Source organism: Streptomyces sp. NPDC058469 (genome assembly GCF_042721125.1).
Taxonomy (GTDB): Bacteria; Actinomycetota; Actinomycetes; order Streptomycetales; family Streptomycetaceae; genus Streptomyces.
Map to the genome: position 1 here is coordinate 43,545 of NZ_JBHXME010000034.1, position 25,148 is coordinate 68,692.

At 70.3% G+C, this 25,148-nt stretch carries 24 protein-coding genes, 1 pseudogene and 1 riboswitch; of the genes and pseudogenes, 7 read left to right on the forward strand and 18 right to left on the reverse strand.

The features are described from left to right. Window positions 1–81 precede the first annotated feature (81 nt). The 8 genes from ACFWP5_RS17570 to ACFWP5_RS17605 form a co-directional block, all read right to left on the reverse strand. The gene (locus ACFWP5_RS17570) at window positions 82–525 is read right to left on the reverse strand and encodes a PH domain-containing protein (protein WP_384156565.1); all 444 of its coding nucleotides are present in this window, start codon (window positions 523–525) and stop codon (window positions 82–84) included. Between the two features lie 14 nt (window positions 526–539). Next, entirely contained in the window at window positions 540–1,397 is an 858-nt protein-coding gene (hisG, locus tag ACFWP5_RS17575; RefSeq protein WP_384156567.1) for an ATP phosphoribosyltransferase, read from the reverse strand. Window positions 1,398–1,446: 49 nt separating this feature from the next. After that, the gene (locus tag ACFWP5_RS17580; protein ID WP_018534786.1) at window positions 1,447–1,719 is read right to left on the reverse strand and encodes a phosphoribosyl-ATP diphosphatase; all 273 of its coding nucleotides are present in this window, start codon (window positions 1,717–1,719) and stop codon (window positions 1,447–1,449) included. A gap of 34 nt (window positions 1,720–1,753) precedes the next feature. Beyond that, window positions 1,754–2,239 carry a 6,7-dimethyl-8-ribityllumazine synthase gene (ribH, locus tag ACFWP5_RS17585; RefSeq protein ID WP_019059681.1) on the reverse strand — a complete coding sequence of 162 codons (486 nt, stop codon included), beginning with the start codon at window positions 2,237–2,239 and terminating at the stop codon, window positions 1,754–1,756. Window positions 2,240–2,290: 51 nt separating this feature from the next. Next, a complete protein-coding gene (locus ACFWP5_RS17590) occupies window positions 2,291–3,634 on the reverse strand; it encodes a bifunctional 3,4-dihydroxy-2-butanone-4-phosphate synthase/GTP cyclohydrolase II (protein ID WP_384156572.1) in 1,344 nt (447 codons plus the stop codon). Next, a complete protein-coding gene (locus ACFWP5_RS17595; RefSeq protein WP_384156574.1) occupies window positions 3,631–4,275 on the reverse strand; it encodes a nicotinamide riboside transporter PnuC in 645 nt (214 codons plus the stop codon). The genes ACFWP5_RS17590 and ACFWP5_RS17595 overlap by 4 nt, the downstream gene beginning before the upstream one ends. Continuing rightward, entirely contained in the window at window positions 4,272–4,874 is a 603-nt protein-coding gene (locus ACFWP5_RS17600; RefSeq protein WP_384156576.1) for a riboflavin synthase, read from the reverse strand. Before ACFWP5_RS17600 ends, ACFWP5_RS17595 begins: the two co-directional genes overlap by 4 nt. A gap of 148 nt (window positions 4,875–5,022) precedes the next feature. After that, window positions 5,023–5,153, reverse strand: a riboswitch (FMN riboswitch). 356 nt (window positions 5,154–5,509) lie between these two features. Next, a complete protein-coding gene (locus ACFWP5_RS17605) occupies window positions 5,510–6,838 on the reverse strand; it encodes an ROK family transcriptional regulator (RefSeq protein ID WP_384156579.1) in 1,329 nt (442 codons plus the stop codon). Window positions 6,839–7,000: 162 nt separating this feature from the next. Here ACFWP5_RS17605 and ACFWP5_RS17610 point away from each other — a divergent pair, with 162 nt between their 5' ends. After that, window positions 7,001–8,212: an MFS transporter gene (locus ACFWP5_RS17610; RefSeq protein WP_384156582.1), complete on the forward strand. Its 1,212-nt coding sequence runs from the start codon at window positions 7,001–7,003 to the stop codon at window positions 8,210–8,212. Here the strand turns inward: ACFWP5_RS17610 and ACFWP5_RS17615 are convergent. Together ACFWP5_RS17615 and ACFWP5_RS17620 are read right to left on the reverse strand one after the other, a co-directional pair. Beyond that, window positions 8,172–8,630 carry an acyl-CoA thioesterase gene (locus ACFWP5_RS17615; protein ID WP_384156585.1) on the reverse strand — a complete coding sequence of 153 codons (459 nt, stop codon included), beginning with the start codon at window positions 8,628–8,630 and terminating at the stop codon, window positions 8,172–8,174. The genes ACFWP5_RS17610 and ACFWP5_RS17615 overlap by 41 nt on opposite strands. Before the next feature lie 121 nt (window positions 8,631–8,751). After that, window positions 8,752–10,032 (reverse strand): alginate lyase family protein, encoded by a 1,281-nt coding sequence (locus ACFWP5_RS17620; RefSeq protein ID WP_384156588.1) that lies wholly within the window; start codon window positions 10,030–10,032, stop codon window positions 8,752–8,754. 163 nt (window positions 10,033–10,195) lie between these two features. Between ACFWP5_RS17620 and ACFWP5_RS17625 the strand changes: the two genes are divergently transcribed. Next, the gene (locus ACFWP5_RS17625; RefSeq protein ID WP_384156591.1) at window positions 10,196–11,596 is read left to right on the forward strand and encodes a uracil-xanthine permease family protein; all 1,401 of its coding nucleotides are present in this window, start codon (window positions 10,196–10,198) and stop codon (window positions 11,594–11,596) included. Here ACFWP5_RS17625 and ACFWP5_RS17630 read toward each other — a convergent pair. Further along, window positions 11,578–12,696: a glycoside hydrolase family 6 protein gene (locus tag ACFWP5_RS17630; RefSeq protein WP_384156628.1), complete on the reverse strand. Its 1,119-nt coding sequence runs from the start codon at window positions 12,694–12,696 to the stop codon at window positions 11,578–11,580. The two genes, ACFWP5_RS17625 and ACFWP5_RS17630, sit on opposite strands and share 19 nt — an antisense overlap. Window positions 12,697–12,866: 170 nt before the next feature. Between ACFWP5_RS17630 and ACFWP5_RS17635 the strand changes: the two genes are divergently transcribed. Both ACFWP5_RS17635 and ACFWP5_RS17640 read left to right on the forward strand, forming a co-directional pair. Further along, a complete protein-coding gene (locus ACFWP5_RS17635; protein ID WP_384156593.1) occupies window positions 12,867–13,601 on the forward strand; it encodes a DUF5995 family protein in 735 nt (244 codons plus the stop codon). Between the two features lie 95 nt (window positions 13,602–13,696). After that, window positions 13,697–14,626, forward strand: a complete 930-nt coding sequence (locus tag ACFWP5_RS17640) for an LLM class F420-dependent oxidoreductase (protein WP_384156596.1) — start codon at window positions 13,697–13,699, stop codon at window positions 14,624–14,626. A 7-nt stretch (window positions 14,627–14,633) separates the two neighbouring features. Here the strand turns inward: ACFWP5_RS17640 and ACFWP5_RS17645 are convergent, their stop codons facing one another. Together ACFWP5_RS17645 and ACFWP5_RS17650 are read right to left on the reverse strand one after the other, a co-directional pair. Beyond that, window positions 14,634–16,331 carry a flavin monoamine oxidase family protein gene (locus ACFWP5_RS17645; RefSeq protein WP_384156599.1) on the reverse strand — a complete coding sequence of 566 codons (1,698 nt, stop codon included), beginning with the start codon at window positions 16,329–16,331 and terminating at the stop codon, window positions 14,634–14,636. A gap of 50 nt (window positions 16,332–16,381) precedes the next feature. Then, window positions 16,382–17,170 carry a carbon-nitrogen hydrolase family protein gene (locus tag ACFWP5_RS17650; RefSeq protein ID WP_384156602.1) on the reverse strand — a complete coding sequence of 263 codons (789 nt, stop codon included), beginning with the start codon at window positions 17,168–17,170 and terminating at the stop codon, window positions 16,382–16,384. Window positions 17,171–17,394: 224 nt separating this feature from the next. Between ACFWP5_RS17650 and ACFWP5_RS17655 the strand changes: the two genes are divergently transcribed. Then, window positions 17,395–18,291 carry a DUF1963 domain-containing protein gene (locus ACFWP5_RS17655; RefSeq protein WP_384156605.1) on the forward strand — a complete coding sequence of 299 codons (897 nt, stop codon included), beginning with the start codon at window positions 17,395–17,397 and terminating at the stop codon, window positions 18,289–18,291. A gap of 110 nt (window positions 18,292–18,401) precedes the next feature. On the opposite strand, the gene ACFWP5_RS17660 is transcribed toward ACFWP5_RS17655, so the two are convergent. The 5 genes from ACFWP5_RS17660 to ACFWP5_RS17680 are packed head-to-tail and all read right to left on the reverse strand — an operon-like array spanning window position 18,402 to window position 23,859. After that, entirely contained in the window at window positions 18,402–19,877 is a 1,476-nt protein-coding gene (locus tag ACFWP5_RS17660) for an HAD-IA family hydrolase (protein ID WP_384156608.1), read from the reverse strand. 42 nt (window positions 19,878–19,919) lie between these two features. Then, window positions 19,920–20,999 (reverse strand): ABC transporter ATP-binding protein, encoded by a 1,080-nt coding sequence (locus ACFWP5_RS17665; protein WP_384156611.1) that lies wholly within the window; start codon window positions 20,997–20,999, stop codon window positions 19,920–19,922. Window positions 21,000–21,002: 3 nt separating this feature from the next. Further along, the gene (locus ACFWP5_RS17670) at window positions 21,003–21,821 is read right to left on the reverse strand and encodes an ABC transporter permease (protein WP_384156614.1); all 819 of its coding nucleotides are present in this window, start codon (window positions 21,819–21,821) and stop codon (window positions 21,003–21,005) included. Next, window positions 21,806–22,705 carry an ABC transporter permease gene (locus ACFWP5_RS17675; protein ID WP_384156616.1) on the reverse strand — a complete coding sequence of 300 codons (900 nt, stop codon included), beginning with the start codon at window positions 22,703–22,705 and terminating at the stop codon, window positions 21,806–21,808. Before ACFWP5_RS17675 ends, ACFWP5_RS17670 begins: the two co-directional genes overlap by 16 nt. Next, window positions 22,702–23,859, reverse strand: a complete 1,158-nt coding sequence (locus tag ACFWP5_RS17680) for an ABC transporter substrate-binding protein (RefSeq protein WP_384156619.1) — start codon at window positions 23,857–23,859, stop codon at window positions 22,702–22,704. The genes ACFWP5_RS17675 and ACFWP5_RS17680 overlap by 4 nt, the downstream gene beginning before the upstream one ends. Before the next feature lie 212 nt (window positions 23,860–24,071). Between ACFWP5_RS17680 and ACFWP5_RS17685 the strand changes: the two genes are divergently transcribed. Next, complete coding sequence (locus ACFWP5_RS17685; protein ID WP_384156622.1) at window positions 24,072–24,812, forward strand: GntR family transcriptional regulator; 741 nt, start codon at window positions 24,072–24,074, stop codon at window positions 24,810–24,812. Between the two features lie 66 nt (window positions 24,813–24,878). Then, a pseudogene (locus ACFWP5_RS17690) lies at window positions 24,879–25,148 on the forward strand (hypothetical protein); the annotation flags it as partial.

The following is a 25,148-nucleotide window of genomic DNA, read 5'->3' on the forward strand; positions in this document are numbered from 1 at the left end:
CTCAGAAGACAGGGGGGAACATCGGTGGCGGAGGCGTGAGGAAAAACGCCACCGACAACAGATTAATCAAGACATGGCCATCTACGGCAGATCCCTCGGCGACCGGTCCTCGGCGAGCGCCCGCAGAGCACGCGCGTCGGCGATGGCCCGCTCCTTGGCGATACCGGGCTGAATGCCGAGCACGGGCAGGCTGGTGCCGTCGCTGAGGTTGAGGAACACCCAGGGGTCGCCGGGGCGCAGATTCACCTGGAGGATCTCGGCCCACTCCAGCCGACGCCTGCTGACGATGTTCACGACGGTGACACCGGACTCGTCGGCGACGACCTTCACCCGCGCGAGCACGGCCAGCACGGCGAAGAGGAGGGCACCGGTGAAGACGAAGCTGAGCTTCTCGCCCGGGGTGAGCTGCTCCAGGAGCATCGCGACGGTCGTGATGACGACGAAGATCGCGACGCCCGCGGTGAGCAGCACGGCGCGGGTGCGGCCCGGCCGGAACGTGACCGGCAGGACGGGGAGTTCGGACATGGTCGGTGTGTTCCTCAGAGACGGCAGGCGTGGATGGCCGTCGTCAGGATGGCCCGGGCACCGATGTCGTACAGGTCGTCCATGATCCGCTGCGCTTCCTTGGCGGGGACCATCGCGCGGACGGCGACCCAGCCCTCGTTGTGCAGCGGGGAGACGGTCGGGGACTCCAGGCCGGGGGTGAGCGCGACGGCCTTCTCCAGCTGCTCGACCCGGCAGTCGTAGTCCATCATCACGTACGTCCGGGCGACCAGGACGCCCTGGAGGCGGCGCAGGAACTGCTGGACCTTGGTCTCCGCGGTGTCGTCGGCCTCGGCGCCCCTGCGGCGGATGACGACGGCCTCGGACTTCATGATCGGGTCGCCGAAGACCTCAAGGCCCGCGTTGCGCAGCGAGGTGCCGGTCTCGACGACGTCGGCGATGACTTCGGCGACGCCCAGCTCGATGGCGGTCTCCACGGCGCCGTCGAGGTGGACGACGGAGGCGTCGATGCCGTTGTCCGCGAGGTGCTTGGCGACGATGCCCTCGTACGAGGTGGCGACCGTCTTGCCCTTGAGGTCCTCCATGCCGCTCGCCGCGCCCGGCTTCGAGGCGAAGCGGAACGTGGAGCGGGCGAAGCCGAGCGGGAGGATCTCCTCGGCGCTCGCGGCGGAGTCGATGAGCAGGTCGCGGCCGGTGATGCCGATGTCGAGGCGGCCGGAGGAGACGTAGATCGCGATGTCGCGGGGGCGGAGGTAGAAGAACTCCACCTCGTTGACCGGGTCGACGATCCGCAGCTCCTTGGACTCCCGGCGCTGCTGGTAGCCGGCCTCATGCAGCATGTCCGCCGCAGGTCCTGACAGGGAACCCTTGTTGGGGACGGCGATGCGCAGCATGAGGTCGGCTTCCTTCGCGTGAAAAGGGGTGAACTGGCTGATAAGGGTTTTACAGGTGGGCGTAGACGTCGTCCAGCGAGATTCCGCGGGCGACCATCATCACCTGGACGTGGTAGAGCAGCTGCGAGATCTCCTCGGCGGCCGCTTCCTTGCCCTCGTACTCTGCGGCCATCCAGACCTCGGCGGCCTCTTCTACGACCTTCTTGCCGATGGCATGGACTCCCTTGCCGACCAGCTCTGCGGTGCGGGAAGTGGCGGGGTCGCCGGTGGCGGCCTTCTGCTGGAGCTCGGTGAAGAGCTCCTCGAACGTCTTATTGGACATGGTGCTGCCCACCCTATTGCAAACAATCGTGGGCTTAACGCCACGGTTCAGATACTGAGCGGAGAGTGGCCGCCGTCGCCACGGCCGCCGTCACCGCCTCGTGCCCCTTGTCCTCGTTCGAGCCCTCCAGGCCCGCCCGGTCCAGGGCCTGCTCCTCGGTGTCGCAGGTCAGGACGCCCATGCCGACGGGGACGCCGGTCTCGACCGAGACCTGGGTGAGGCCCTGGACCACGCCCTGGCACACGTACTCGAAGTGGGGGGTGCCGCCGCGGATCACGACACCGAGGGCGACGATCGCGTCGTAGCCCCGGCCCGCCAACACCTTTGCCACGACCGGGAGTTCCCAGCTGCCGGGGACCCGGAGCAGGGTCGGCTCGTCGATCCCCAGGTCGTGCAGGGCGCGCAGGGCGCCGTCCACCAGACCGTCCATCACCTTTTCGTGCCACTGCGCCGCGATGACGGCGACCCGCAGGTCTCCGACGTTGCGTACGGACAGTTCGGGTGCGCCCTTGCCGCTCACGTTCTCTTGTCTCCTAAAAGTGCGATGACGCGTAGAAGCGCGATTGCGCGACTACTGGTTGCCGCAGGTGGACACGGGGGCCGCGTCCAGCCAGGGCAGGTCGTGCCCCATCCGGTCCCGCTTGGTGCGCAGGTAGCGGAGGTTGTGCTCGCCCGCCTGTACGGGCATCGGCTCCCGGCCGGTGACCTTGAGGCCGTGCCGGACGAGCGCGGCGGTCTTGTCGGGGTTGTTGGTCATCAGGCGCAGGCTGTGCACCCCGAGGTCCTCCAGGATCTGCGCGCCGGCGCCGTAGTCCCGGGCGTCGGCGGGCAGGCCGAGCTCCAGGTTGGCGTCGAGGGTGTCCCGGCCACGCTCCTGGAGTTCGTACGCCCGGAGCTTGGAGAGCAGGCCGATGCCGCGTCCCTCGTGGCCGCGCAGGTAGACGACCACTCCCCTGCCCTCCTCCTGGATGCGCTCCAGGGAGGCCTCCAGCTGGGGGCCGCAGTCGCAGCGCAGGGAGTGGAAGACGTCGCCGGTGAGGCACTCGGAGTGGACGCGGACGAGAACGTCCTCACCGTCGCCGATCTCGCCGTGGACGAGGGCTACGTGCTCCACTCCGTCCACGGTGGACCGGTAGCCGTACGCCGTGAACTGGCCGTGGCGGGTGGGGAGTTGGACCTCGGCCTCGCGGCGGACGGTGGGCTCGGCGGCCTGGCGGTAGGTGATCAGGTCCTCGATGGAGATGATCGTCAGGCCGTGCTTGCGGGCGAACGGGATCAGTTCGGGGAGGCGGAGCATACGGCCGTCCTCGCCCGCGATCTCGACGATCGCGCCGGCCGGGCGCAGGCCCGCGAGGCGGGCGAGGTCGACGGCGGCCTCCGTGTGGCCGTTGCGGACGAGCACGCCGCCGGACCGGGCGCGCAGCGGGAAGATGTGGCCGGGGCGGACGAGGTCGTCGGCCTGGGCGCTGCCGCTCGCGAGGACCTGAAGCGTGGTCGCGCGGTCGGAGGCCGAGATACCGGTGGTCACACCGTGAACAGGCGAGGCGTCCACGGAGACTGTGAACGCGGTTTTCATCGACTCGGTGTTGTCCTCGACCATCTGCGGGAGCCGGAGCCGGTCCAGTTCCTCGCCCTCCATGGGGGCGCAGATCAGGCCGCGGCACTCGCTCATCATGAACGCGATGATCTCGGGGGTCGCCTTCTCGGCGGCGATGACGAGGTCGCCCTCGTTCTCGCGGTCCTCGTCGTCGACGACCACGACGGGGCGGCCGGCCGCGATGTCGGCGATGGCCTGCTCGACCGGGTCGAGGGAGAAGTCCTCGAAACCGTCTGTGCTGTAGAGGATCGGCGGGATGGAGGGGGTGGCGCGATGCGCCTCGTTCAGGGCGGTGGTGGGTGACGGGCGGGCTGTCATGCCGGCGCTCCTTCCAGGACGGGCTGCGGGGCCTTGCGGGAGCGCAGCCACCAGTCGCGCATGCCCCACAGGACGAGTGCGCCGTAGATGACGTAGACGAAGCCGGAGAACGCGAAGCCGTTGGCGAAGTTGAGGGGGACGCCGACGAGGTCGACGAGGAGCCAGGCGAACCAGAACTCGACCATGCCGCGGGCCTGGGCGTACATCGCGACGACGGTGCCGACGAAGATGTACGCGTCGGGCCACGGGTCCCAGGACAGGGACGGGTACGCCTTGAAGAGGGCTGCCACGGCCACGGTCCCTACGGCGGCGGAGCCGGCCAGGATCGCGCGCTCGCGCCAGGTGGCGAAGCGGGGGGTGATGTGGCCGTCGGCGGATCCGCCCGTGCCGCGGTTCCACTGCCACCAGCCGTAGACCGCGACGACCATGACGACGATCTGCTTGCCGGCGCTGCCGGAGAGGTGGGCGGTGGCGAAGGCGGCGAAGAGGATCACGCCGGAGACGAACTGGGTGGGCCAGCTCCAGATGGACCGCCGCCAGCCGAACGCGAGGCCGATCAGTCCGATGACGTTGCCGATCATGTCCGACCACTTGATGTGCTGGCCGAACAGGACGAAGGCCTCGGAGTTGAGCCAGTTCACGGGGTCACCTCGCGTGAACCCATGAGCCGCTCCACGTACTTGGCGATGACGTCGACCTCTAGGTTGACCGGGTCGCCGGGCTGCTTGAGGCCGAGCGTGGTCAGGTCGAGGGTGGTGGGGATGAGGCTGACGGTGAAGTAGTCCGGGCCCGCGTCGACGACGGTGAGGCTGATGCCGTCGACGGTGATGGAGCCCTTCTCGACGACGTAGCGCGTGAGGTCGGCCGGGAGCGAGATCTTGACGATCTCCCAGTTCTCGGACGGCTTGCGCTCGATCACCTCGCCGGTGCCGTCGACGTGCCCCTGCACGATGTGGCCGCCGAGGCGGGCACCGAGGGCCATGGGGCGTTCGAGGTTGACGCGGGAGCCGACGGCGAGGACGCCGAGGCTGGAGCGGTTCAGGGTCTCGGCCATGACGTCGGCGGTGAACTCGTCACCCTCGTGCTCGACGACGGTGAGACAGACGCCGTTCACGGCGATGGAGTCGCCGTGCTTCGCGCCCTCGGTGACGATGGGGCCGCGCAGACGGAAGCGGGAGGCGTCGTCGAGATTCTCGACGGCGGTGACCTCACCCAGCTCTTCGACGATTCCGGTGAACACTTCCCGGGTCCTCCTGCCTCATAGGGCACGGACTCCGGGGCCTGTCGATGACGACAGAATGAAACGGACGAAAGCACCGAGGACGACGCCGGAAGAACCCGCCCACGCTGGACGAGCCGATACGGCGGCGCGCACGAATGCCCGCCCGCCGCGCACTGCCTCCCATCCGGACTTTAACCGTCGGTCCAGGAATTTCACCTGGTCAACCGGCCGCTGGAAGCGGACGGGTCGCGGACTGTAACCGCCGGTTCGGACTTTCACCGACCCCGGAGTGCGCTGCTTCTGGTACACGGCCAGTGTGCCACGCCCCGCAAGGGTCCATCCAGGTGAATGGTGTGGGCTGGCTCACAGACAGTGCCGCTGGACTTCTCAACCGGCCCCTACCTGCTGGATCATATGGTCTAGTCCTTTTCGGATCTCCCTGGACCGGTCCGGCGGTGGTGACGACGGCCCTTGCCCACCGCCGGGCCACTCAGCACGTGTGTCACGTATGCCGTACGCGGCTCCGCGAGGGCTCGGCCACGGCTCTGCGGTGGCTTCCGGCAGGCTGAACGCATGACGATCGCCGACGAGTTCGAGGCGCACCGGAGTTGATGACTGCCGGCGGCGGCCCATGTGACCGGGTGATCCGTCGGCTATCCGAACAGGTCGTCCCGCGCTCCGTCCTGCGCCGTAAGCAGCGCGCCGCGCAGGACGGCGGCGCCGCCGAGGACGCTCGGGCGCACCTCTGCGGGCAAGGGGGACATGCGGACGATCCGCTCGGCGACCCGTACGGCGAGTTCGTCACCGCCCGCCTGCCCGACCTCGCCGCCGAGGACCACGCAACCGGGGTCCAGCAGGGCGACGACTGAAGCGACACCGAGGGCGAGGCGGTCGGCGAGGGCGTCCAGGAAGCGGGCGGCGGAAGCGTTGCGGGGGCCGGTGTCTCGCGTGGGGTCCGGACGACCGGCGTCGACGCTCGCATCCGGGTCGTTCCCGGCGTCGACACCGACGTCCGAGTCACCCACATCGGGCTCACCCCCGGCATCGACGCCCGCGTCACCCCTGACACCGATGCCGCCCATCTCCGCGACAGCCCATCGCACCACCCCCGCCGCACCGGCCCCCTCCCCCGCACCGTCGGCCCCCAACACCCCGCACTCCCGGGCCAGTTCAAGCACAGCCCCCGCCCCTGCCAGCGAGTGGAAACCCCCTTCGCAGTCCGTCGACGAAGGGAGCCCCCGCGTCCCTGGCACCGGGAGAAAACCAAGCTCGCCCGCGCCCCCCGACGCCCCCCTGCGCAACGCCCCGTCCAGGACCACCGCCGCGCCGATGCCCATGCCCAGCCAGAGCAGTACGAACGTGTCCCGGTCGTGGGCCGCGCCGTCGCGTTGTTCGGCGAGGGCCGCGAGGTTGGTCTCGTTCTCGACGACGATGCGGGTGTCGGGGAGGCGTTCGTGGAGGGCGGCGACCAGGCGGCGGTGCCAGGCGGGGAGACCGGTGGTGTCGCGGAGTTCGCCGGTGGTCGGGTCGATGAGACCGGGGGCGCCGACGCACACCGTGTGGAGGTGCTCCGCGCCCGCCTCCTTCGCCGCCCGTTCCACCAGCGCCACCGCCTGCTCGACCGCAGGGCCCGTGCCCGAGTCGCCGTCGATCGGTACGGACGCCTCGGCCAGCACCCGGCCCACCAGATCGCAGACGAGGACGGAGACGCCCTCCATGCGGACGTCCAGCGCGGCCAGGTACGCGCGGTCGGCGACGATGCGGTACAACCGGGCGTTCGGACCGCGCCGTTGCTCCCCGGACTCACCGGCCGTCTCGATCAGCCCGGAGGCCGTGAGGCGTTCGACGAGGTCGGCGACGGTCGGCCGGGACAGTCCGGTGAGCTGCTTCAACTGCCCTGCCGTCAGCGGGCCTTCCTGCTGCAGCAGTCGCAGGGCGAGCCGGTCGTTGATGGCCCGGGCGGTGCTCGGGGATGCGGGCATGCCGGGAATCCTCCCAGATCGAGGGGGTGCGGCGGGCGGCCGGTAACTCTCTATCTATCAGGCAGGGTTCCTGATAGTTTACGCGACGCAAGAGGGGACGAGAACAAGGCGAGCAGGGACTTTGAACGGCGGCGGGGACTTGAGCAGCAGGAGGGGCCGACAATGAGCGAAGTGGTCTACGACCGACACGAGGTGAAGCGCTCCCGGTACGCCGTGGCGGCCGTCTTCGCCGTGCACGGCGCGGTCACCGGCTCGTTCGCGACCCGCGTGCCGTGGATCCAGGAGCATGCGCACGTCGCCACGGGCTGGCTCGGTTTCGCCCTCGCCTTCGGGGCGTTCGGCGCCTCCTGCTCGATGCCGCTGGCCGGCTGGATCACCCATCGCTTCGGCAGCCGTACGGCGCTGCGCGGGCTGATCGCGATGTGGACCATGTCCCTGGTCCTGCCGTCCCTCGCGCCGAACCTCGTCACCCTGTGCCTGGCGATGTTCACGTACGGCGCGAGCGCGGGCATGGCCGACGTCGCCATGAACGCGCTCGGCGTCGAGATCGAGCGCCTGCTCGGCAAGTCGATCCTCTCCGGGCTGCACGGCATGTGGAGCGCGGGCGCCCTGATCGGTTCGGCGGGCGGCACCCTCGCCGCGCACCTCGGCTCGGACGCGCGTGTGCACCACCTCATCGCCGCCGTGATCCTGACCGTGCTCGGCGTGACCGCCTGCGGCTGGGTGCTCGACATCCCGCCGGGCGAGGAGGAGGAAGCGCCGCCCCGGTTCACGCTGCCGCCGAAGTCCGCGCTGCTCATCGGCGCGGTGGGCTTCTGCGCGGTGTTCGCGGAGGGGGCGAGCCTGGACTGGTCGGCGGTGTTCCTGAAGGACCAGTTGGGCACGTCGGCCGGGCTCGCGGCGGCCTCGACGACCGGCTTCATGCTGACGATGGCGGTGGCCCGGCTGGTCGGCGACGCGGTCGTCAACCGCTTCGGTTCGGTACGCACGGTCCGCGCGGGCGGTGTCCTGGCCGTGTGCGGCGGGCTGTTGATCGTCCTCGCGGAGAACCCGGTGCTGACGATGGGCGGGTTCGCGCTGCTCGGTCTGGGCATCGCCGTGGTCGTCCCGCTGTGCTTCGCGGCGGCGGGCCGCAGCGGGCCCAACCCGAGCCAGGCCATCGCGGGCGTCGCGACGATCACCTACACCTCGGGGCTGGTCGCACCGAGCCTGATCGGCGGGGTGGCGCAGGCGACGAGCCTGGTCGTGTCGTTCTGCCTGGTCACGGTGTTGGCGGGCGGGCTCGTGGTCTTCGCGGGCGTACTGCGCGCCGGGGACCGGGACCGTCCGAAGGTCAGTCCGCCGAGCGCAGCAGTGTCCGGCCCACGGTCCTGAACCCGTCACTCCAGGGCGCGGGGCGCAACGTCTCCGCGTCCAGCCGGACGAGGACCCGGGTACCGGTGGCATACGTCGTCGATCCGTCCGCCGAGCAGAACCGGAAGCCGTACGTCAGGCCGGTGGTGCCGAGCCGGTCCAGCCAGAGGTGTACGGCGTAGGCACCCGGTCTGGTGACCGGCGCCTCGTAGCTGATCAGCAGTTCCTTCACCACGTTGCAGGCGTCCCCGGCAGCCGCCCAGTCGCCGTCGAAGCGGACCCCGTGCCCCTGCCACAGCTCGGTCCACGCCCGCTCGACGAGGAGCGGGTAGCGCGCGTTGTGCAGCATGCCGAGCGCGTCGAGGTCGTCGAAGTGGACGGTGACAGGTATGAGCCGGCCGTGGGACAGGGCTGGGGCGGGCGGACTTGCGACGGTCACGGCGGGACTCCCGAGCGGTGCTGGTGGGGCGGTGGAGACTGTGGGGACGCCCCATTCTAAGCGACCGCTCAGGAGCCCCTGTCGAGAAGGCCCTGCTCAGGCGGGCCTACGGGGGGGCCGATCAACCGGCGATCGAGTCCAGCTGCTCGGCCGCCGGACGCAGCGCCCACAGGTCACCGCCGGGCGGCGCCTCCAGCTTCGGTACGGCGGCCTTCGCCCGGGCGTCGCCCGCGTCGGCCGCCGCGTGGACGACGTCGCTCGCCGCGTACCGGTAGAACTCCAGCTCCGGATGCGACCACGCGGCGGCACCGGTCGCGGCCGGCAGCAGATAGTCCACCGCCTTCAACAGGCCCTGCCCGGCCGGGCCTTGATAGGTCCACAGGTTCACGCCGACATGCCGGCCGATGGCCGCGAGCCGGGTGTACGCGACCAGGTCGAAGGTCGAGTAGTGCCAACTCCGTGTCCGCGCGAGCTCCTGCGGCTGACTCCCGTCGCCCGCGATCTGCGGGTCGATGCGTTTGGCGCGCGCGTCCAGGACGGTCCGCTTGGCCAGCGCCTTGTCGCCGGTCGCGTAGGCGAGAGCGGCCACCTGCATGTCGTAGAAGGTGCCGTGGTTGTTGGCGGCGGCTCCCTCCTCCTTGCCGAAGGCGCTGCTCTTCAGCCAGCCGAGGAAGTCCGAGTTCCAACTGGCCATCGCCGTACGGTCGTTCCTCGTCCAGCCGGGGGCGCCGGTGCCGAGGATCGCGATGGCGTCGACGACGCTGGTGTACGACTGCGAGAAGTCGATGACACCGATGGCGCGGCCGTCGTACTTGCACGGGATGAACTGGGCGTGGTCCAGGTTGGGGTTCATCTTCGTGGCCGGGTCGAGGAACCAGGTGCGCAGGACCTGGTCGGCCTTCTGCGCGTAGCGCTTGTCGCCGGTGTAGTACCAGGCGAGCGCGAGGTCGTACGTCGAGTCGAAGACCTTCTCCACGTCCTGGCGGTCGGTCCCCGTGTCGACCTCGGGGTTGCGCTGGCCGTCGCGCTGGACGTACGGGCAGCCCCACGGGTTGTCGGCGGTCGGGGTGGTCGTGGGCCACCAGTAGGGGGCCTGGCTCAGGTAGTCGTGAACGTCGCCGCCGGGGGCAGGTTTTGGCTTGTCGACGACCGTCCAGGGGCCCTGGACTAGCCAGTTGTCGGCGCGGGTCGTCAACTGCTTGAGCGAACGGCGGAGTTGGGGGTCACCGCGGTCCAGGCGGAGCTTGGTCTGCTGGAGGCGGGCGCCGTCGAGGACGGCGGTGTCGGGGACAGCGCTCTTGGGGACGGCAGGCGCCGTGTGCGCGGAGGCGGAGGGGACGAACACGGCTGTCAGCAGGGCCCCGGCCGCCAGCACAACACCCAGTCGGGGTCTTGCACTCACCCCGGCGCTCACCCCGGCATTCATCTGTGCACTCACCGATCAACTCCGATCAGGTCAGATATGTGAATGTTGTTCATGAGTGGAACCGTGCGAGCGTAGAACCCCGAGGTGCCCGTGACAATGGTCCGGACCGTCTTCACGTACAGAGAGAGCGAACCCCACCATGGACCTCGGCGTGCGCTGGAAGCTGCACGGTGACGGGCGGACGCCCGCGCCCGGAGCGGTCGTCCGCCCCGACGAACGGCTCTCCTGGCCGCGCACGGTGGGACTCGGCGCCCAGCACGTGGTGGCGATGTTCGGGGCGTCCTTCGTGGCTCCGGTCCTGATGGGCCTGGACCCCAACCTCGCGATCATGATGTCCGGCGTGGCGACCGTGATCTTCCTGCTCGCGACCAGGGGCCGGGTGCCCAGCTATCTCGGCTGTTCCCTCTCCTTCGTGGGCGTGGCCGCGGTGATCCGCGCGCAGGGCGGCACGAGCGCGACGGTGACCGGCGCGGTGTTCGTCGTCGGGGTCGTGCTGTTCCTGGTCGGGGTCGCCGTGCAGCGGTTCGGGGCGCGGATCATCCACGCCGCGATGCCGCCGATCGTCACCGGCGCGGTGGTGATGCTGATCGGCTTCAACCTCGCCCCGGTGACCGCCGCCACGTACTGGCCGCAGGACCAGTGGACGGCCCTGCTGGTCATGGCGTTCACCGGTCTGGCCGTCGTCTGTCTGCGTGGTTTCTTCTCACGCGTCGCGATCTTCCTGGGCCTGGTCTTCGGCTACGGCATCTCCTGGGCGTTCGACCGGATCTTCGGCCGGATCCACTCGATGAGCGCGAGCGGCGAGGTCACCGACCACTGGCGCCTGGACCTGTCCGGCGTCGGCAAGGCCGACTGGGTCGGGCTGCCGTCCTTCCACGGACCGTCATTCCAGTGGTCGGCGATCCTGGTCGCGCTGCCGGTCGTGATCGCTCTGGTCGCCGAAAACGCCGGGCACGTCAAGGCAGTTGGGGAGATGACCGGCGACTCGCTGGACGACAGGCTGGGCACGGCGATCTCGGCGGACGGCGTCGCGTCGATGCTGTCGACCGCCGTCGGCGGACCGCCCAACACCACCTACTCCGAGAACATCGGCGTGATGGCCGCGACCCGCGTCTACTCCACCGCCGCCTACTGGGCCGCCGCCGGCTTCGCGCTCCTCTTCGGGCTCTGCCCCAAGTTCGGCGCGATCGTGGCCGCGATCCCGGGCGGGGTGCTCGGTGGGATCACCGTCATCCTGTACGGCATGATCGGCCTGCTCGGCGCGCAGATCTGGCTCAACTCCGGTGTGGACCTGCGCAATCCGCTGAACCTGGTGCCGGCCGCGGCGGGCATCATCATCGGCGTCGGCGGTGTCACCATCAAGTTCACCGACAACTTCACCCTCAGCGGCATCGCGCTGGGCACGCTCGTCGTCATCACCGGCTACCACGCCCTGCGCTTCCTCGCGCCCGCCCACCTCAAGACCGACCAACCGCTGCTCGACGAGGGGACCTCGTCGTACGACTCCCCCGACGACGCGGGTCAGCGCGCCAAGTCGTAGGCGTACGACGCCGTGAACGTGCCGGCCGCGCCCTTGCAACCGTCCGACTCCCCCGGCAACTTGACCCACAGATAACCGTCGATCCGCGCCTCCCCGGTGTTCAGCGTCGGCGCCCGGCCGATCTTCCGGCCCGCCGGGTCGCACCACTGGCCGTCGGCCGGGGCGCCGTTGCCGTTGCGGCTGGTGTCGATGACGGCGCCGAGACCCGCGGGGCCGCCGAGGGCGTCGAGGACCTGACGGTCGTAGGCGATCTCGGCCGAAGTGGCGTGGAAATTCGAGACGTTGCTGAAGATCCCGTCGGAGGAGTCGGCGGAGGCCGCGCCCGCCTGCTTGAGCAGGGCCGCCTGTTGCGCGGCCGGGTTCCAGTCGGAGTGGCCCGCGTCGTAGTACACGCGGGCCTTCGGGTCGGCGGTCTTCAGGACGCGGCCCGCGCGGGCCAACGCCATGAAGCGGTCGGTGCGTTGGGCGTCGGAGAGGCAGTCGGTCTGGGCTATGGCGTCGGGTTCCAGGATGACGACGACCTCGCGGGAGCCAAGCCCCGCCGCGAAGTTGTCGATCCACCCGTCGTACGCCTCGAAGTCCGACGCACCGCCCTCGGAGGCCCCGCCGCAGTCGCGGTCCGGGATCGCGTACGGCACGACGACCGGCACCCGGCCCTGCGCGGCGGCGCCCGAAGTGACCGCGCGGACCCGGGAGGTGATCGTCGTGGGCGTGAAGTCCGCGAACCACACCGCCGCCGGCTGGTCGGCGATCCGGGACTCTATGACCTCGGTACGGGGATCGGCGGGGTGATCGCGGACCCAGTCGAGGACCTGGGACTCGGGGTGACGGTAGAGGCTCGGGGAGACGGCCTGCGGCTGCTTCTTGCCGGCCTTCGTGGGTGAAGGTGCGGTGCGCTTCTTCGGCTTGGCGGAGGCGGACGCGGAGGCACTCGCCGTTGTGGAGACGGATGGTGACGGTACGTCAGGCAGCGGCACCAGCAGCGTCGCCCCGGTCACGTCGGGCCTCGCCTCGTCCGAACCACGCCCGTCGTCCAGCGCGTTGATCATCCCGGTCACCGTGCCGACCGCGACCACCACCGAGGCCGCCGCGACCAGCACGCCGTGCCGTGCGGTAGGCCCACGCTCGGCCTTGTGTCCGGCCGGCCGTTGGGCACGTAGGCCTGCCACCGCGCGGTTCCCCCTCCCGTGCGACGGCCGCGTTCCCCCGTTCTGGGGAAGCGTCGGTCCCGCCGGCACTTCGGCCAGCCTAGGACTGGGACCCTGCCCCCATGGCGCAATTGGAACACTTCACCACACCTGTAGACACATGTGTGGACCTGCCCGTGGACGCATCCGCGATCACACCCGTGGACTCCGTCGTCTCCCGTCTGCGCGCCCTCGACGAAACCCTGCCCGCCCGGGACGGGATCGCGGTGTTCAACCGCGTCTACCTCGCCGTCACGGAGGCGGTCGACCGGCGCATCGACGCCGGGCGGTTCGCAGACGCGCGGGCCGCGATCACACTGGACGTACGGTTCGCGGAGCGGTACCTGGCGGCCGTGGACGCGGCGGCCAACGGGCGCCGCCCGCCCGCCTGTTGGCGCCCGCTGTTCCAGCTCCGCCGCCATCCCGGCGTACGACCGCTGCAGTTCGCCCTCTCGGGCATCAACGCGCACATCGGCCACGATCTCGCGCTCGCCGTCGTGGACGCCTGCCGGACGCTCGACTGTGAACCCGCCGAGCTGGAGGACGAGTTCGACCGCGTGGGCGATCTCCTCGTGTCGCTGGAGGAGCGCATCCGCGAGGAGCTGATGCCGGGTCCCGACCTGTTCCAGATCGCCGATCCGCTCACGCATCTGCTCGGCTCGTGGAGTCTGGAGCGCGCCCGGGAGGCCACCTGGACGGCGGCGCGGGCCCTGTGGGCACTGCGCGGACTGCCCGATGTCGCCGAGGAGTTCACCGAACGGCTGGACGCGGCCGTCGGGCTCGCGGGACGCATGCTGCTCACCCCGCTGTCCGGCTGAGGTGGCCTGATCCGGTCGACCCGCGGGCCCCTTCGGAATCTCCTGGTGATCGCCTTGCGTTGACGGCACGCACCCGACTGCGGAGGAGCACCGGAATGACGACTCGGTTAGGCCTCAGCCTCCCCCAGATGCGGCAGTATTCCATCGGCAGGGACGTTCCCGACGTGGCACGCAGAGCCGAGGAGATCGGCTACGAAAGCCTGTGGGACTTCGAGCGGGCCCTCTTCCCGGAGCCCGCCACCCAGGGCCTGTACAACATCGAGGGCCTCGCCTGGCCGGACGTGTACCGGGACGTGGCCGAGCCCCTGGTCACGCTCACCCTCGCCGCCGGGGCCACCGAGCGGGCGCGGCTGGGCACCAGTGTGCTGGTGGCGCCGCTGCGCATCCCCTTCCAACTGGCCAAGTCCCTGGCCTCGTTGGACGCGGCGAGCGGCGGCCGGGTGGTCGCGGGCCTGGGCACCGGCTGGTCGCTCGACGAGTACGCGGCCGCAGGCATCCGGCCATTCGAGGAGCGCGGCAGGGTGCTCGACGAACTGATCGAGGTGTGCCGGGCCGTGTGGGGCCCGGACCCGGTGAAGTACGACGGCCGACTGACGAAGATAGCCTCCGCGGTGGTCGGTCCCAAGCCCGCCCGACCGATCCCGATCCTGCTGGCCGCGGGCAACAAGAAGGCCCAGCGGCGGCTGGTGGACCACGCCGACGGCTGGATTCCCGTGGCCATGGGCGCCGAGCAACTGGCCGCCGAATGGCGGGAGTTGCAGGACCTGGCAGCCGAACGCGGTCGCACGGAACCGATCCAGAAGGTCGTGCGGGCCAACGCCGTGCACACGGCCAAGCCCTATGACGGTCCCGACCGCCAGCCCTTCCAGGGCAGCGCCGACCAGATCGTCGAGGATCTGGTGGCGCACGCGGCGATCGGCCTGGAGGAGATCCTGGTCGACCTCCAGACCACTCCGCGGGACGCCCAGGAACTCAAGGACGTCGCCGCCGAGGTGTACGAGAAGGCGCGGGCGGCCGGGATCTGAACTCCCCTCAGTCCTCCGGGAGTTCGACCGGCGCGATCTCGTCGTAGACGTCCCCCGGCCCGGGGTTGGTCGGGTCGGTCGTGCCGCCGAGTTGGTGCATGACGCCCCAGACCGCGTTCAGCGCGGTCTGGACGGCGCCCTCGGCCCAGCCGGCCGTCCAGGAGATGTCGTCGCCTGCGAGGAAGACGCCCCGCTTGTCCCCGGGCAGCCGGTCCTGCATGAAGTGGGTGAACAGGCGCCGCTGGTAGCGGTAGTGGCCGGGCAGGTTGGCCTTGAACGCGCCCATGAAGTAGGGCTCGTTCTCCCAGGAGACGGTCACCGGGTTGCCGATGACGTGCTTCCTGATGTCGACCTTCGGGTAGATCTCGCCGAGCGACTTCAGCATGACCTCCATCCGCTCGTTCGCGGACAGCGGCAGCCACTTGAGGCTGTCGTCGCACCAGGTGTACGAGAGGCAGATGACGGCGGGCTTGTCGGGGCCGTCGTCGAGGAGGTAAGTCCCGCGCGTCATACGGTCAGTGAGGGTCATCGACATGACGTCCCGGCCGGTCTCCTCGTCCTTGTCGAGCCAGAACGGCCGGTCGACGGGGACGAAGAGCTTGGAGCTCTCCATGTAGTGGGTGCGCTCGATCGCCGTCCAGTGGTCGATCGGGAAGAGCGAGTCGTCGCAGGCGATCTTCGAGAGGAGCATCCAGGACTGGGCGGTGAAGATCGCCGCCTGGTAGGTGCGGATGTCGCCGTTCGCGTCCGTCACCGTGATCCCGTTGCCGGCCGTACGGTGCAGGCGGGTCACGGCGGGGCGGGGTTCACCGCCCACGTGCAGGGATGCCAGCGAGGTGCCGTAGGGCCAGTGGACGATCTTCTGCGGCTCGCGGTCCCAGAGGCGGAGCGGGAGTTGCTGGGAGCCGCCGACGATGCCGCGGTGGTGGTCGTCGGCCTCGGTGTAGACGACGCGCAGGATTTCGAGGATCGAGTTGGGGAAGTCGGTGTCCCAGCCGCCCGTTCCGAAGCCGACCTGGCCGAAGATCTCGCGGTGCCGGAAGGACTTGAAGGACTCGGAGTCGCAGAGGAAGCCGTAGAAGGTCTGGTTGTCGAGTTTCTCGACGAGCTTCGACCAGATCTCGCGGATGCGCGGGACGTCTCGTTCGCGCATGGCGCGGTTCATGTCGGAGAAGTCGGCGCCCTCTTCGAGGCAGGCGTTCCAGGCGTGCATCACGTCGCGGTAGACCTGCGGGAGGTCGTCGACGGTGGTGGCGTAGTGCGACTCGCCCTTGAGGTCGACGACGGTCGAAGGGGTCGCCTCCGCAAGGGGGTTGGGGAACGGCCGGGTCTCAAGTCCCACCAGGTCGATGTAGTGCTGGAGGGCGGTGGAGGAGGGCGGGAAGCGCATCGCGCCCATCTCGGCGGTCAGCGACGGGTCGCAGCCGTCGAAGCCGACGGTGCGCAGCCGGCCGCCGATCCGGTCGGCCTCGTAGACGACGGGCTTGAGGCCCATCTTCATCAGCTCGTAGGCGGCCACGATGCCGGACAACCCGCCGCCGATCACCGCGACTTCGGTGCCGTGCCCGGTCGCGGGTATCTGGCCGAGGCCCGCCGGATGGGCGAGGAAGTCGTCGTACGCGTACGGGAAGTCCGGCCCGAACATGGTGATCGGCGGCTGCCGCTCGTCGGCGTGCAGAACGGCGTTGGGCACCGTGGACGTCATGGGGTACGGACTCCTAGCGACACTGAAAAGAACAGGAAAGTCAGGGGGGTTCAGCTGAGGGACCCGTAGAGGCCGGGGCGGCGGTCCTGCAGATACGGGTTCGCCGCACGGGAGTTGGCGAGGAACTCGGGGTCCAGGTCAGCGAGGAGGAGTTCCTCGCCGCGGCCGGCGCGGGTGCGGGCGACTCCGTCGGGTCCGGCGAGCGTGGAGAGGCCGTAGAAGTCGAACTCCCCTTCCTGGCCGATCCTGTTGACGTACGCCACGTACATCTGGTTCTCCCAGGCCCGCACCGGGACCAGGGACTCGGCGACGAACTGGAACGGGTGCATGTTCGCCGTCGGGACGAGGAGCAGGTCGGTGCCGGCGAGGGCGTGGGCGCGGACGGGCTCCGGGAACTCGACGTCGTAGCAGATCATCAGGCCGACCGTCAGGCCGTTCAACTCGGCCTGGACGACCGGCTGTTGGCCTGGTGCGAAGTGGGCGCGCTCGAAGTCGCCGAAGAGGTGGGTCTTGCGGTAGTTGGCGAGGCGGGTGCCGTCGGCCGAGATCAGCTGGGCCGCGTTGTACACGGTGTCGCCGGCGCGCTCCGGATAGCCGTAGGCGATGGCGAGCCCGTGACGGCCGGCGATCTCGGCGATGGCGTCCGCGGAGTCACCGTCGGCGGGCTCGGCGAGGCGGCCGATGTCGTCGCCGATCGCGTATCCGGTGAGGAACATCTCCGGCGCGGCGAGCAGCCCGGCACCGCCGGCCGCGGCCCGGCCCGCGGCCTCGTCGAGGACCTTGAGGTTCTCGACGACGGAGCCGGGGCGGCCGGAGCTCTGGAGGAGGGCGGTGCGCATCTGTGTTCCTCACCGGTACGAAAAGGTTGAAGAGCCACCTATCGGGGCCCACCTAGACGGTACGGCTGAGGGGCTGGGCCGGACAAGAAGGAGCTGTTGCGCGCCGGTGAGCGGTTCGTTGCGTGCGGGTGGGGCGGGGCGGCGATTCGTTGCGTGCCCGGTGGGTGCCGGCCGTTCCCGGTGCGGCGAACCGGCTGTCAGACCCCGGGCGTAGGTTTCCGCCCATGAATCCTGACCTGTTGAACCGACTCACGCCGTTCCGTGCGGAAGCGCTGAGCCGCGCGATACCGCTCCAGGACGTCGAGCGGTGGATCGCCACCGCTCGTCCGTCCGGGACCCTCGTCACTCGCGGGGACGGGCCGGTCGTCGGCAGGTTCGGCGGTCCGCTGCTGCTGCCCGCCGACGCCCCCGACCCCTGGTTCCCGTTACTCGCCACCCTCGACTGCGCCGCCCTGCCCGAGGAGGCGACGGGCCTTGCCCTGCCGGCCGACGGCCGCCTGCTGCTCTTCGGCTTCCCCGAGATGACGTACTACAGCGGTACGGCCGGAGAGGTCGTGTACATCCCCGAGGGGACACCCGTCGAGGAGCGGAGGACGAAGTACCCCTGCGTCTACGGCGAGGAGGGGAACGAGTTCGACGACGGCGAGGCGCTCGGCATCTACGAGCAGTTCCCGCAGGAGGAGCTGCGGCTGGCGCCCGATGTCTCCCTGCCGCACCACTTCCTGGACCCGTCCCCGGAGCCCGGCCGGGAGGACGCCGCCCTCCCCGGCCACCCCCGCTCCTGGGACCTGGCCGAGGTGTGGGAGGAGACGCATGGCGACATCGTCGTCGACGGACCGCTGCACATCGGCGGGTACGCCTCCCACGAGTGCACGGAGACGGACCCCGTCGCGGACGCCGCGGAGGAGGCGGAACAGGCGCGACGGCACCGGACGGAGGCAGCGCACGGGTCCGTCGACGCCACGGAACTGCCCGCCCCCGAGGAGTGGACCCTGCTCGCCCAGTGGGACATCGGACTGACCGGGCGGGAGGGATCCACCCTGCACTGGGTGATCCCGCGGCAGGATCTGGCCGAGCGCCGCTTCGACCGCGCGCACGTGTCGTTCTTCTGGAACCCCTGACGGCAGCGCCCCAAAGGGGCGCGGGGCTGAGTCGATATGCGGCTCCGCCGCGCGGGCGCGACCAGCCACAACGGACCCGCGGCCGACGCACGGACCTTCCAGCGGAGCATCTAACGGCGGGGCACCGCGAACACCGTGAGGACGGCCGCGTGGTCGGAGGGCCAGCAGTTGGACGACACATCCGGCCAGGCGCTCGGCGCGCCGACGACGAACGTGCGGGAGTCGAGCACGGTCAGGCCCCGGTGCAGGACGTAGTCGATGCGGTCCTGGGGCTCGGGGCGCCCGCTGCCGTCCTCGTGGACGGGGTGGATCGGCGACCAGGTGTGGCCGGGGTCGGCGGCCGGGTCCGGGTGGGCCTCCCGGTAGGAGTCGCGCAGGCCCGCCGCCTCCGCAGCCTTCGTGACCGGCCATTCCACGTCCGGCCAGTCGAGGTGTGAGGGGCTGTTGAAGTCGCCGACCAGGACGACGGGGACGGTGTCCTCGGTCACCTCGGCGATCCGGCTCAGGGTGTCCCGCATCTGGGTGAGCCGTACCTCCTCGTGGGCGATCAGGCCAGCGGCCGGGAGCGCGTCGAAGGCGGACTCGTAGGGGCCGTAGGGCGTGTAGTCGAGGTGGCAGGTCCACAGGTCGACCTCGCGGCCCTCGGCCACGGTGATCCGCACCCCGGCGGCTCCGTAGAAGCCGACGTCCGGGTCGCCGAAGCGGGCGGTGATCGGGTGGCGGCTGATGACACCGAGGTTCTCGCCGGCCCGGTGATGGTGCCAGCCGAGCGCCTTGGCCAGTTCCTCGGCGGCGGTGCCGCCGGTCTCCTGGAGGCCGACCACATCGGCGCCGGTCTCCGCGATGGCCTTGAGCTGCTTGGTCCGGTGGTCGTCGACCTTGCTGCCGCCGAGCCAGAGGTTCCAGGTCAACACTCGTAGCTCGTACGGCGTTTCGTGCGTCACCATCGCGCGCAGGTCGGCCGGGGTGACCCCGACGAGACTGTCCCGTACGGTCCGGCCGGGTGCCGCGTCGATCGGTGCCAGCGACGGTACGGCGAGGACCGCGCAGCCGGCCGCCTCGGCGGAGCTGACGCCGGTCTGGGTGTCCTCGACGGCCACGCAGGCCGCCGGGTCGACGCCTAGGGCGCGGCAGGCGGCGAGGTAGGGGTCGGGGGCGGGCTTGGTGAGCCCGGTGTCGTCGGCGGTGACGGAGACCGCGAAGCGGCCGGCGCCGAGGGCGTCGAGGACGGTGTCGGCGACCGCGCGGGGGGACGCGGTGACGAGCGCCGTGGGAACGCCGTCGCGGGCGAGGGCGTCGAGCAGGTCGAGCGCGCCGGGGCGGGGCACGATGCCGGTGCGGACGCGGGTGGCGAACTCCCGGTGCAGTGCGGCCGCGAGGTCCGCCGCCGGGGCGCCCGTGGTCGTGGCGAGCCAGTCGGCGGTGTGCTCGACCGGGCGGCCGAGCACCTCCGGCTGGTCCGCGTCCGTCAGGGTCCTGCCCGCGACCTGCTCCACCGCCTCCCACCACAGCCGCTCGGTGTCGACGAGCGTTCCGTCCATGTCGAACAGGACGGCCTGGAGCGGGAGTTGGGTGTGGGGGGTCACGTTTCTCTCTTTCACTGCGGGTTCACAACGGGCCGGTGGGCCCTACGGGTTGACGCGCTCTGCCACGAGGACCGGCCGTTCTGGCAGCGACACCCGTACGGCGACGCCGGCGCCCAGGGTGGTGGCCTCGTGCGTGGGCAGGTCGGCCTTGACCTCGGTGCCGTCGCCGAGTCGCACGCTGACCCGGACGACCGCGCCGAGGAAGGCGGTGCCGACGACACGCGCGTCTCCGGCCTCGTCGGCGTGCACGTCGATCGCCTCGGGCCGTACGAGCACGTCGACTTCGGGTCCTGCCGGTGCCTCGCCGTCGACCGGCAGCCGCTGGCCGAGCACTTCGACGGTGCCGTCCGTGAGGTGCCCCGGGAGCCGGCTCATCGTGCCGACGAACTCGGCGACGAACGCGGTCGCGGGCCGGCCGTACAACTCGGCCGGTGCGGCGCACTGTTCGAGCTTTCCGGCGCGCATCACGGCGACCCGGTCGGCTATGGACAGTGCCTCTTCCTGATCGTGTGTCACGAAGAGTGTGGTGATGCCGAGTTCCTGCTGGAGGCGGCGGATCTCCTCACGCAGGGACAGCCGTACCTTGGCGTCGAGCGCCGACAGCGGTTCGTCCAGGAGCAGGACACGCGGCTGGAGGGCGAGCGCGCGGGCCAGGGCGACGCGCTGCTGCTGGCCGCCGGAGAGCTGGTGCGGGAAGCTCTCACCCTTGTCGCCGAGCCCGACAAGGTGGAGCAACTCGTTGGCGCGGAACCGCCGTTGGGCCTTGTTCACCTTGCGCATACGCAGGCCGAAGGCGACGTTGTCGAGGGCGTTGAGATGCGGGAAGAGGCTGTACGACTGGAAGACCATCCCGGCGTCGCGGCGGTGCGCGGGGACGTCGGTGACGTCCTTGCCGTCGACCAACACCTCGCCGGAGGTGGGGTGTTCGAAGCCGGCGAGCATGCGCAGGGCGGTGGTCTTGCCGCAGCCGGAGGGGCCGAGCAGGGCCAGGAACTCGCCGGGGCGGACGGTCAGGTCGAGGCCGTCGAGTGCGACCGTGGCGCCGAACTCCCGGCGCAGGCCCCGGAATTCGACGGTGGCGGCGTTCTCCGTGGCGGTCTTCTCAAGCGTGGTGGCGGTCATGGTTCATCCCCGGGACGAAGCGGTTTTGTCGCGCCCGCCGACACCGGCGAGCGTGAGGAGCAGTGCCCAGGTGACGACCAGGCTGAGCACGGAGACGGCGACGGAGAGCTGGGCGTTGGACCCGCCGACGCTGTAGATCCACACGGCGAAGGGCTGGAAGCCGAGCAGCTGGGCCACGGTGAACTCGCCGAGCACCAGGGCCAGGGTGAGGAAGGAGGCGTTGAGCAACGCACCGCGCAGATTGGGCAGTACGGCCCGCACGAGCGCCTGCGGCCAGTTCGCGCCGCAGCTGCGGGCGGCCTCGACGAGGGTCTTCACGTCGATCGCCCGGAGCCCGGAGTCCAGCGCCCGGTACACGAACGGCAGCGCCATCACGACGTAGGCGAGGACGAGGATGAAGGGGAAGCTCGGGTTCTGGATGGCGACGAAGGTCTCGAACAGCGGGGTGCGCGAGAGGTAGTCGGGGCCCCACTTGAGGACGGTGGCGATACCGGCGACGAAGGCGATCGGCGGCACCACCAGCGGCAGCGAGCAGATCACCTCGACGACGGGGCGCAGGCGGGGCGCGCCGAGCCGTAGCGCGACCATGGCGGGGACCATCAGGAGCAGGACGACGGCGATGGTGGCGGCGGCGAGTTCCAGCGAGAGCACCAGGCTGGAGGTGAAGCCGTCGGCGGAGACGATCTGGGTGTAGGCGTCGAAGGTGACGCCCTCGCCGGGCACGTCGACCGTGAAGATCACGGACGCGGCGAGCGGCACCAGGAAGTACAGGGCGGCGAGGCCGAGGACGACCCACCGCCAGAGGTTCAGGCGTCCAGCCATCGCGCGCTCCGTCGTTGCAGGGGCAGGTACACGGCCATGACCAGGCCCGCGACCAGGACCATGTCGAGGCTGAGGGCGAGGGCGACGTTCTCCTGGCCGACCAGCACGTTGCCGGAGATGGCGTCGGCGATCTGCAGGGTGACCAGCGGGATGGAACTGCCCACCATGGCCGCGGCGGTGGCGTAGGCGGCGAACGCGCTGCCGAAGAGGAGGACGAACCCGCCGAGCAGTGAGGGCAGCAACACCGGCAGGGCGACGTGCCGCCAGTACTGCACGCCGGTGGCGCCGTTGTTCTGCGCGGCCTCACGCCACTGGGTGCGCAGGCCCTCCAGGGCGGGGGTGATGGTGAGGACCATCAGCGGGATGAGGAAGTACAGGTAGACGAGGACCAGACCCCAGAAGCTGTAGAGGTCCCAGCCCTTGTCCTTCAGGCCCAGGTGCGTGGTCAGCACACCGGCGTTGCCGAGGGTGGCGACGAACGCGAAGGCCAGCGGGACACCGCCGAAGTTGGCGAGTACCCCGGACGCGGTGAGCACGGCCTCGCGCAGCGCGCGGAAGCGGGAGGTGACGACGACCTGCGCGAGCGGCAGCCCGAGCAGGGTGCCGAGGGCGCCCGCGAGGGCGGACAGCTTGACGCTGCCGACCAGCGCGGTGAAGTAGGCGCCCCGCAGCGAGTCGGTCAGGTTGGCGGTGGTGTACGAAGTGGCGCCCGTCGTCTGGTTCTTGACGGTGAAGGCGCCGTTCAGCATCGCGACGGCGGGCACCCCGAAGGCGACCGCGACGAAGACGAGCAGCGGGACCACGGCGATCCAGCCGGGGACACGGCGCCGCCGCTTCACAGAAGCGGCGGCGGCCACGTCGGCCCGCGTGAGCGTGGCCGTCATCCGGAGACGGCCTTCGCCCAGCCCTGCGCGATGACGGTCTTGGCCTTGCTCTGCTGGGCCTCGGTCGGGAAGGCGGGCGTACCGGTGACCTGCGGGAGCTTGGCGGCGGCGGTCTTGTCGAGTGTGCCGGCCGACTCCATGGAGGTCATCAGCGCCGGACGCGCGTACCCCTTGAGCCACAGGTTCTGGCCCTCGGCGCTGTACAGGTACTCCTGCCACAGACGGGCGGCCGCCGGGTGCGGGGCGTCCTTGTTGATGGCCTGCGAGTAGTACTGCGCGTACTGGCCGTCGCTCGGGATGGTGACCTTCCAGTCGACGCCCTTCGACTTGAACTCGTCGGCGTAACCGGCGTTGAGGTAGTCCCAGTCGATGGAGATGGGCGTCTCGCCCTTCTCGACGGTGGCCGGGGTGGACTCGACGGGGGTGTAATTGCCGTTCTTCTTCAGCTTGTTGAAGAAGTCGAGACCCGGCTGGATGTCGTCGAAGGACCCCTTGTTGGCGAGCGCCGCCGCGTACACGCCGCCGAAGGCCGAACCCGACTTGGTGGGGTTGCCGTTGAGGGCGACCTGGCCCTTGTACTGCGGCTTCAGCAGGTCCGCGAACGTGGTCGGACAGGTCTTCACGCGCTTCGCGTCGCAGCCGATGGAGATGTAGCCGCCGTAGTCGTTGAACCACTGCCCCTTCGGGTCCTTCTGGCCCGCGGGGATCTGGTCGAAGGAGGCGACCTTGTACGGCGCGAGCAGGCCCTGCTGGGCGGCGCTCAGCGCGAAGGAGCTGCCGAGGTCGAGGACGTCGGGCGCACGGTCCTGGCCCTTGCGGGAGGTCACGGCGTTGATCTCGTCCTGGCTGGAGCCGTCCGGGTTCTCGTCCGTGATCTTGATGCCGTACTTCTTGGTGAAACCGTCGATGAGGGCGCCGTAGTTGGCCCAGTCGCGGGGCAGCGCGATGGCGTGCAGCGTGCCCTCCTTCTTGGCCGCCTTCACGAGGGCGTCCATGCCGCCGAGGTCGGCGACGGAGGTGGCGGTGGCGGCGTTCTTGCCGTCGGCGGTGGTCGACGAGTTGGTGGGAGCGGCGCCGCAGGCGCTGAGGGCGAGCGCGGCGACGACGGCGAGGGATCCACCCAGGACGGCGTTTCTCGGCGGGGACACGGTCACGGTCTCTCCAGGGGTGCGCACGAGGGTTTGAGCAGAGCGGAGAACTTGTCTGAACAAGTTGGCCTCAGTACGCCCGCCGATGGTGTCTTGTTCGTAAACATTGGCGAAACCGTGACCCCTTATTCCCTGCACACTCCTGGCTGACACGGATCACCAAGGGAACTCGACTACGCTGCTCACGCTGTGCACAGTGGTCAATTCGGAGGGGAAGCATGACGGCGCGACACGAGGAGATCGCCGACGAGCTGCGCAGGGCCATCGACCGCGAGGAGTACACAGTCGGCAGCCTGCTGCCCGCGGAGACGGACCTCGCGGCGCAGTACGGCGTCTCGCGCGGCACGGTCCGCCAGGCCGTCGCGGCCCTCACCGCCGAGGGGCTGATCGGCTCCCGTCAGGGTGCCCGCCGGGTGGTCCTGGCCAGCCGCCGCAGCCAGAGCTTCTCCGAACTGCGCAGCTTCGCCGAGTGGGCGCGCGCGATGGACCGCGAGGCGACCGGGCACGTGGTCACGCAGGAGTACCGCCCGGCCACGGCCGAGGACGCCGTACGCCTCCAACTCCCGGAGAAGACACCGGTGTTGCACGTACTGCGGGTCCGCGGCCTGGACGGCGAGCCGGTCCTCCTGGAGCGGACGGTGTACGCCGACTGGATCTCCCCCGCCGTCGAGGCGATCGAGCCGGAGTGCCCTTCGGTGACCCAACGCCTGTACGACGACACGGGGTTGGTCTTCGCCTACGGCGAGCACGTCATCGACGCGGTCGCGGCGGGCGCGCAGGACGCGGAGCTGCTCGGCATCCGCCGGACCAGCCCGCTGCTCCGGGTCCGCCGGGTGACAACCACCCGCGAGGGACGCCCTGTTGAGTGGTCGGACGACCGCTACCGCTCGGACGCGGTGAGCTTCAGCGTGCACAACTCGATAGGGAACAACGCGCTGGCGCGGAAGACGGCGGAGTGAGAGCCTCCGGCCGCACTGTGGGACAGTCGTAGCGAGGGGGACGGGTCCTACGTCATGGAGGTCCTGATGGAGATTGCCGCGTTGCCCTGTGTCGGCGAACAGACCACGGTCGTCGCGGCGGAGCCCGACGCCGTGTGGCGCGGCCTGAGCCAGGTGATGGGCCACTCCTCCGCGCGGGCGACCCTGTACGCACACCTGGTCCGCGCCGCCGACCGCGAGACCTCCGGACCCCGGCCCCTCGCCGAGGGTTCGACGTTCGCCGGTTTCCACGTGACCTCGGCGGTCCCGGGGCGTGAGCTGGTCGTCGAAGGCAGCCAACGCTTCTCGTCGTACGCC

What these genes read in the sequence shown, in the direction of transcription:
- ACFWP5_RS17570 (WP_384156565.1), bottom strand. Translation starts at nt 525, where the DNA reads ATGTCCGAACTCCCCGTCCTGCCGGTCACGTTCCGGCCGGGCCGCACC.
- hisG (WP_384156567.1), bottom strand. Translation starts at nt 1,397, where the DNA reads ATGCTGCGCATCGCCGTCCCCAACAAGGGTTCCCTGTCAGGACCTGCG.
- ACFWP5_RS17580 (WP_018534786.1), bottom strand. Translation starts at nt 1,719, where the DNA reads ATGTCCAATAAGACGTTCGAGGAGCTCTTCACCGAGCTCCAGCAGAAG.
- ACFWP5_RS17590 (WP_384156572.1), bottom strand. Translation starts at nt 3,634, where the DNA reads ATGACAGCCCGCCCGTCACCCACCACCGCCCTGAACGAGGCGCATCGC.
- ACFWP5_RS17605 (WP_384156579.1), bottom strand. Translation starts at nt 6,838, where the DNA reads ATGCCCGCATCCCCGAGCACCGCCCGGGCCATCAACGACCGGCTCGCC.
- ACFWP5_RS17610 (WP_384156582.1), top strand. Translation starts at nt 7,001, where the DNA reads ATGAGCGAAGTGGTCTACGACCGACACGAGGTGAAGCGCTCCCGGTAC.
- ACFWP5_RS17625 (WP_384156591.1), top strand. Translation starts at nt 10,196, where the DNA reads ATGGACCTCGGCGTGCGCTGGAAGCTGCACGGTGACGGGCGGACGCCC.
- ACFWP5_RS17635 (WP_384156593.1), top strand. Translation starts at nt 12,867, where the DNA reads ATGGCGCAATTGGAACACTTCACCACACCTGTAGACACATGTGTGGAC.
- ACFWP5_RS17640 (WP_384156596.1), top strand. Translation starts at nt 13,697, where the DNA reads ATGACGACTCGGTTAGGCCTCAGCCTCCCCCAGATGCGGCAGTATTCC.
- ACFWP5_RS17645 (WP_384156599.1), bottom strand. Translation starts at nt 16,331, where the DNA reads ATGACGTCCACGGTGCCCAACGCCGTTCTGCACGCCGACGAGCGGCAG.
- ACFWP5_RS17650 (WP_384156602.1), bottom strand. Translation starts at nt 17,170, where the DNA reads ATGCGCACCGCCCTCCTCCAGAGCTCCGGCCGCCCCGGCTCCGTCGTC.
- ACFWP5_RS17655 (WP_384156605.1), top strand. Translation starts at nt 17,395, where the DNA reads ATGAATCCTGACCTGTTGAACCGACTCACGCCGTTCCGTGCGGAAGCG.
- ACFWP5_RS17665 (WP_384156611.1), bottom strand. Translation starts at nt 20,999, where the DNA reads ATGACCGCCACCACGCTTGAGAAGACCGCCACGGAGAACGCCGCCACC.
- ACFWP5_RS17670 (WP_384156614.1), bottom strand. Translation starts at nt 21,821, where the DNA reads ATGGCTGGACGCCTGAACCTCTGGCGGTGGGTCGTCCTCGGCCTCGCC.
- ACFWP5_RS17675 (WP_384156616.1), bottom strand. Translation starts at nt 22,705, where the DNA reads ATGACGGCCACGCTCACGCGGGCCGACGTGGCCGCCGCCGCTTCTGTG.
- ACFWP5_RS17685 (WP_384156622.1), top strand. Translation starts at nt 24,072, where the DNA reads ATGACGGCGCGACACGAGGAGATCGCCGACGAGCTGCGCAGGGCCATC.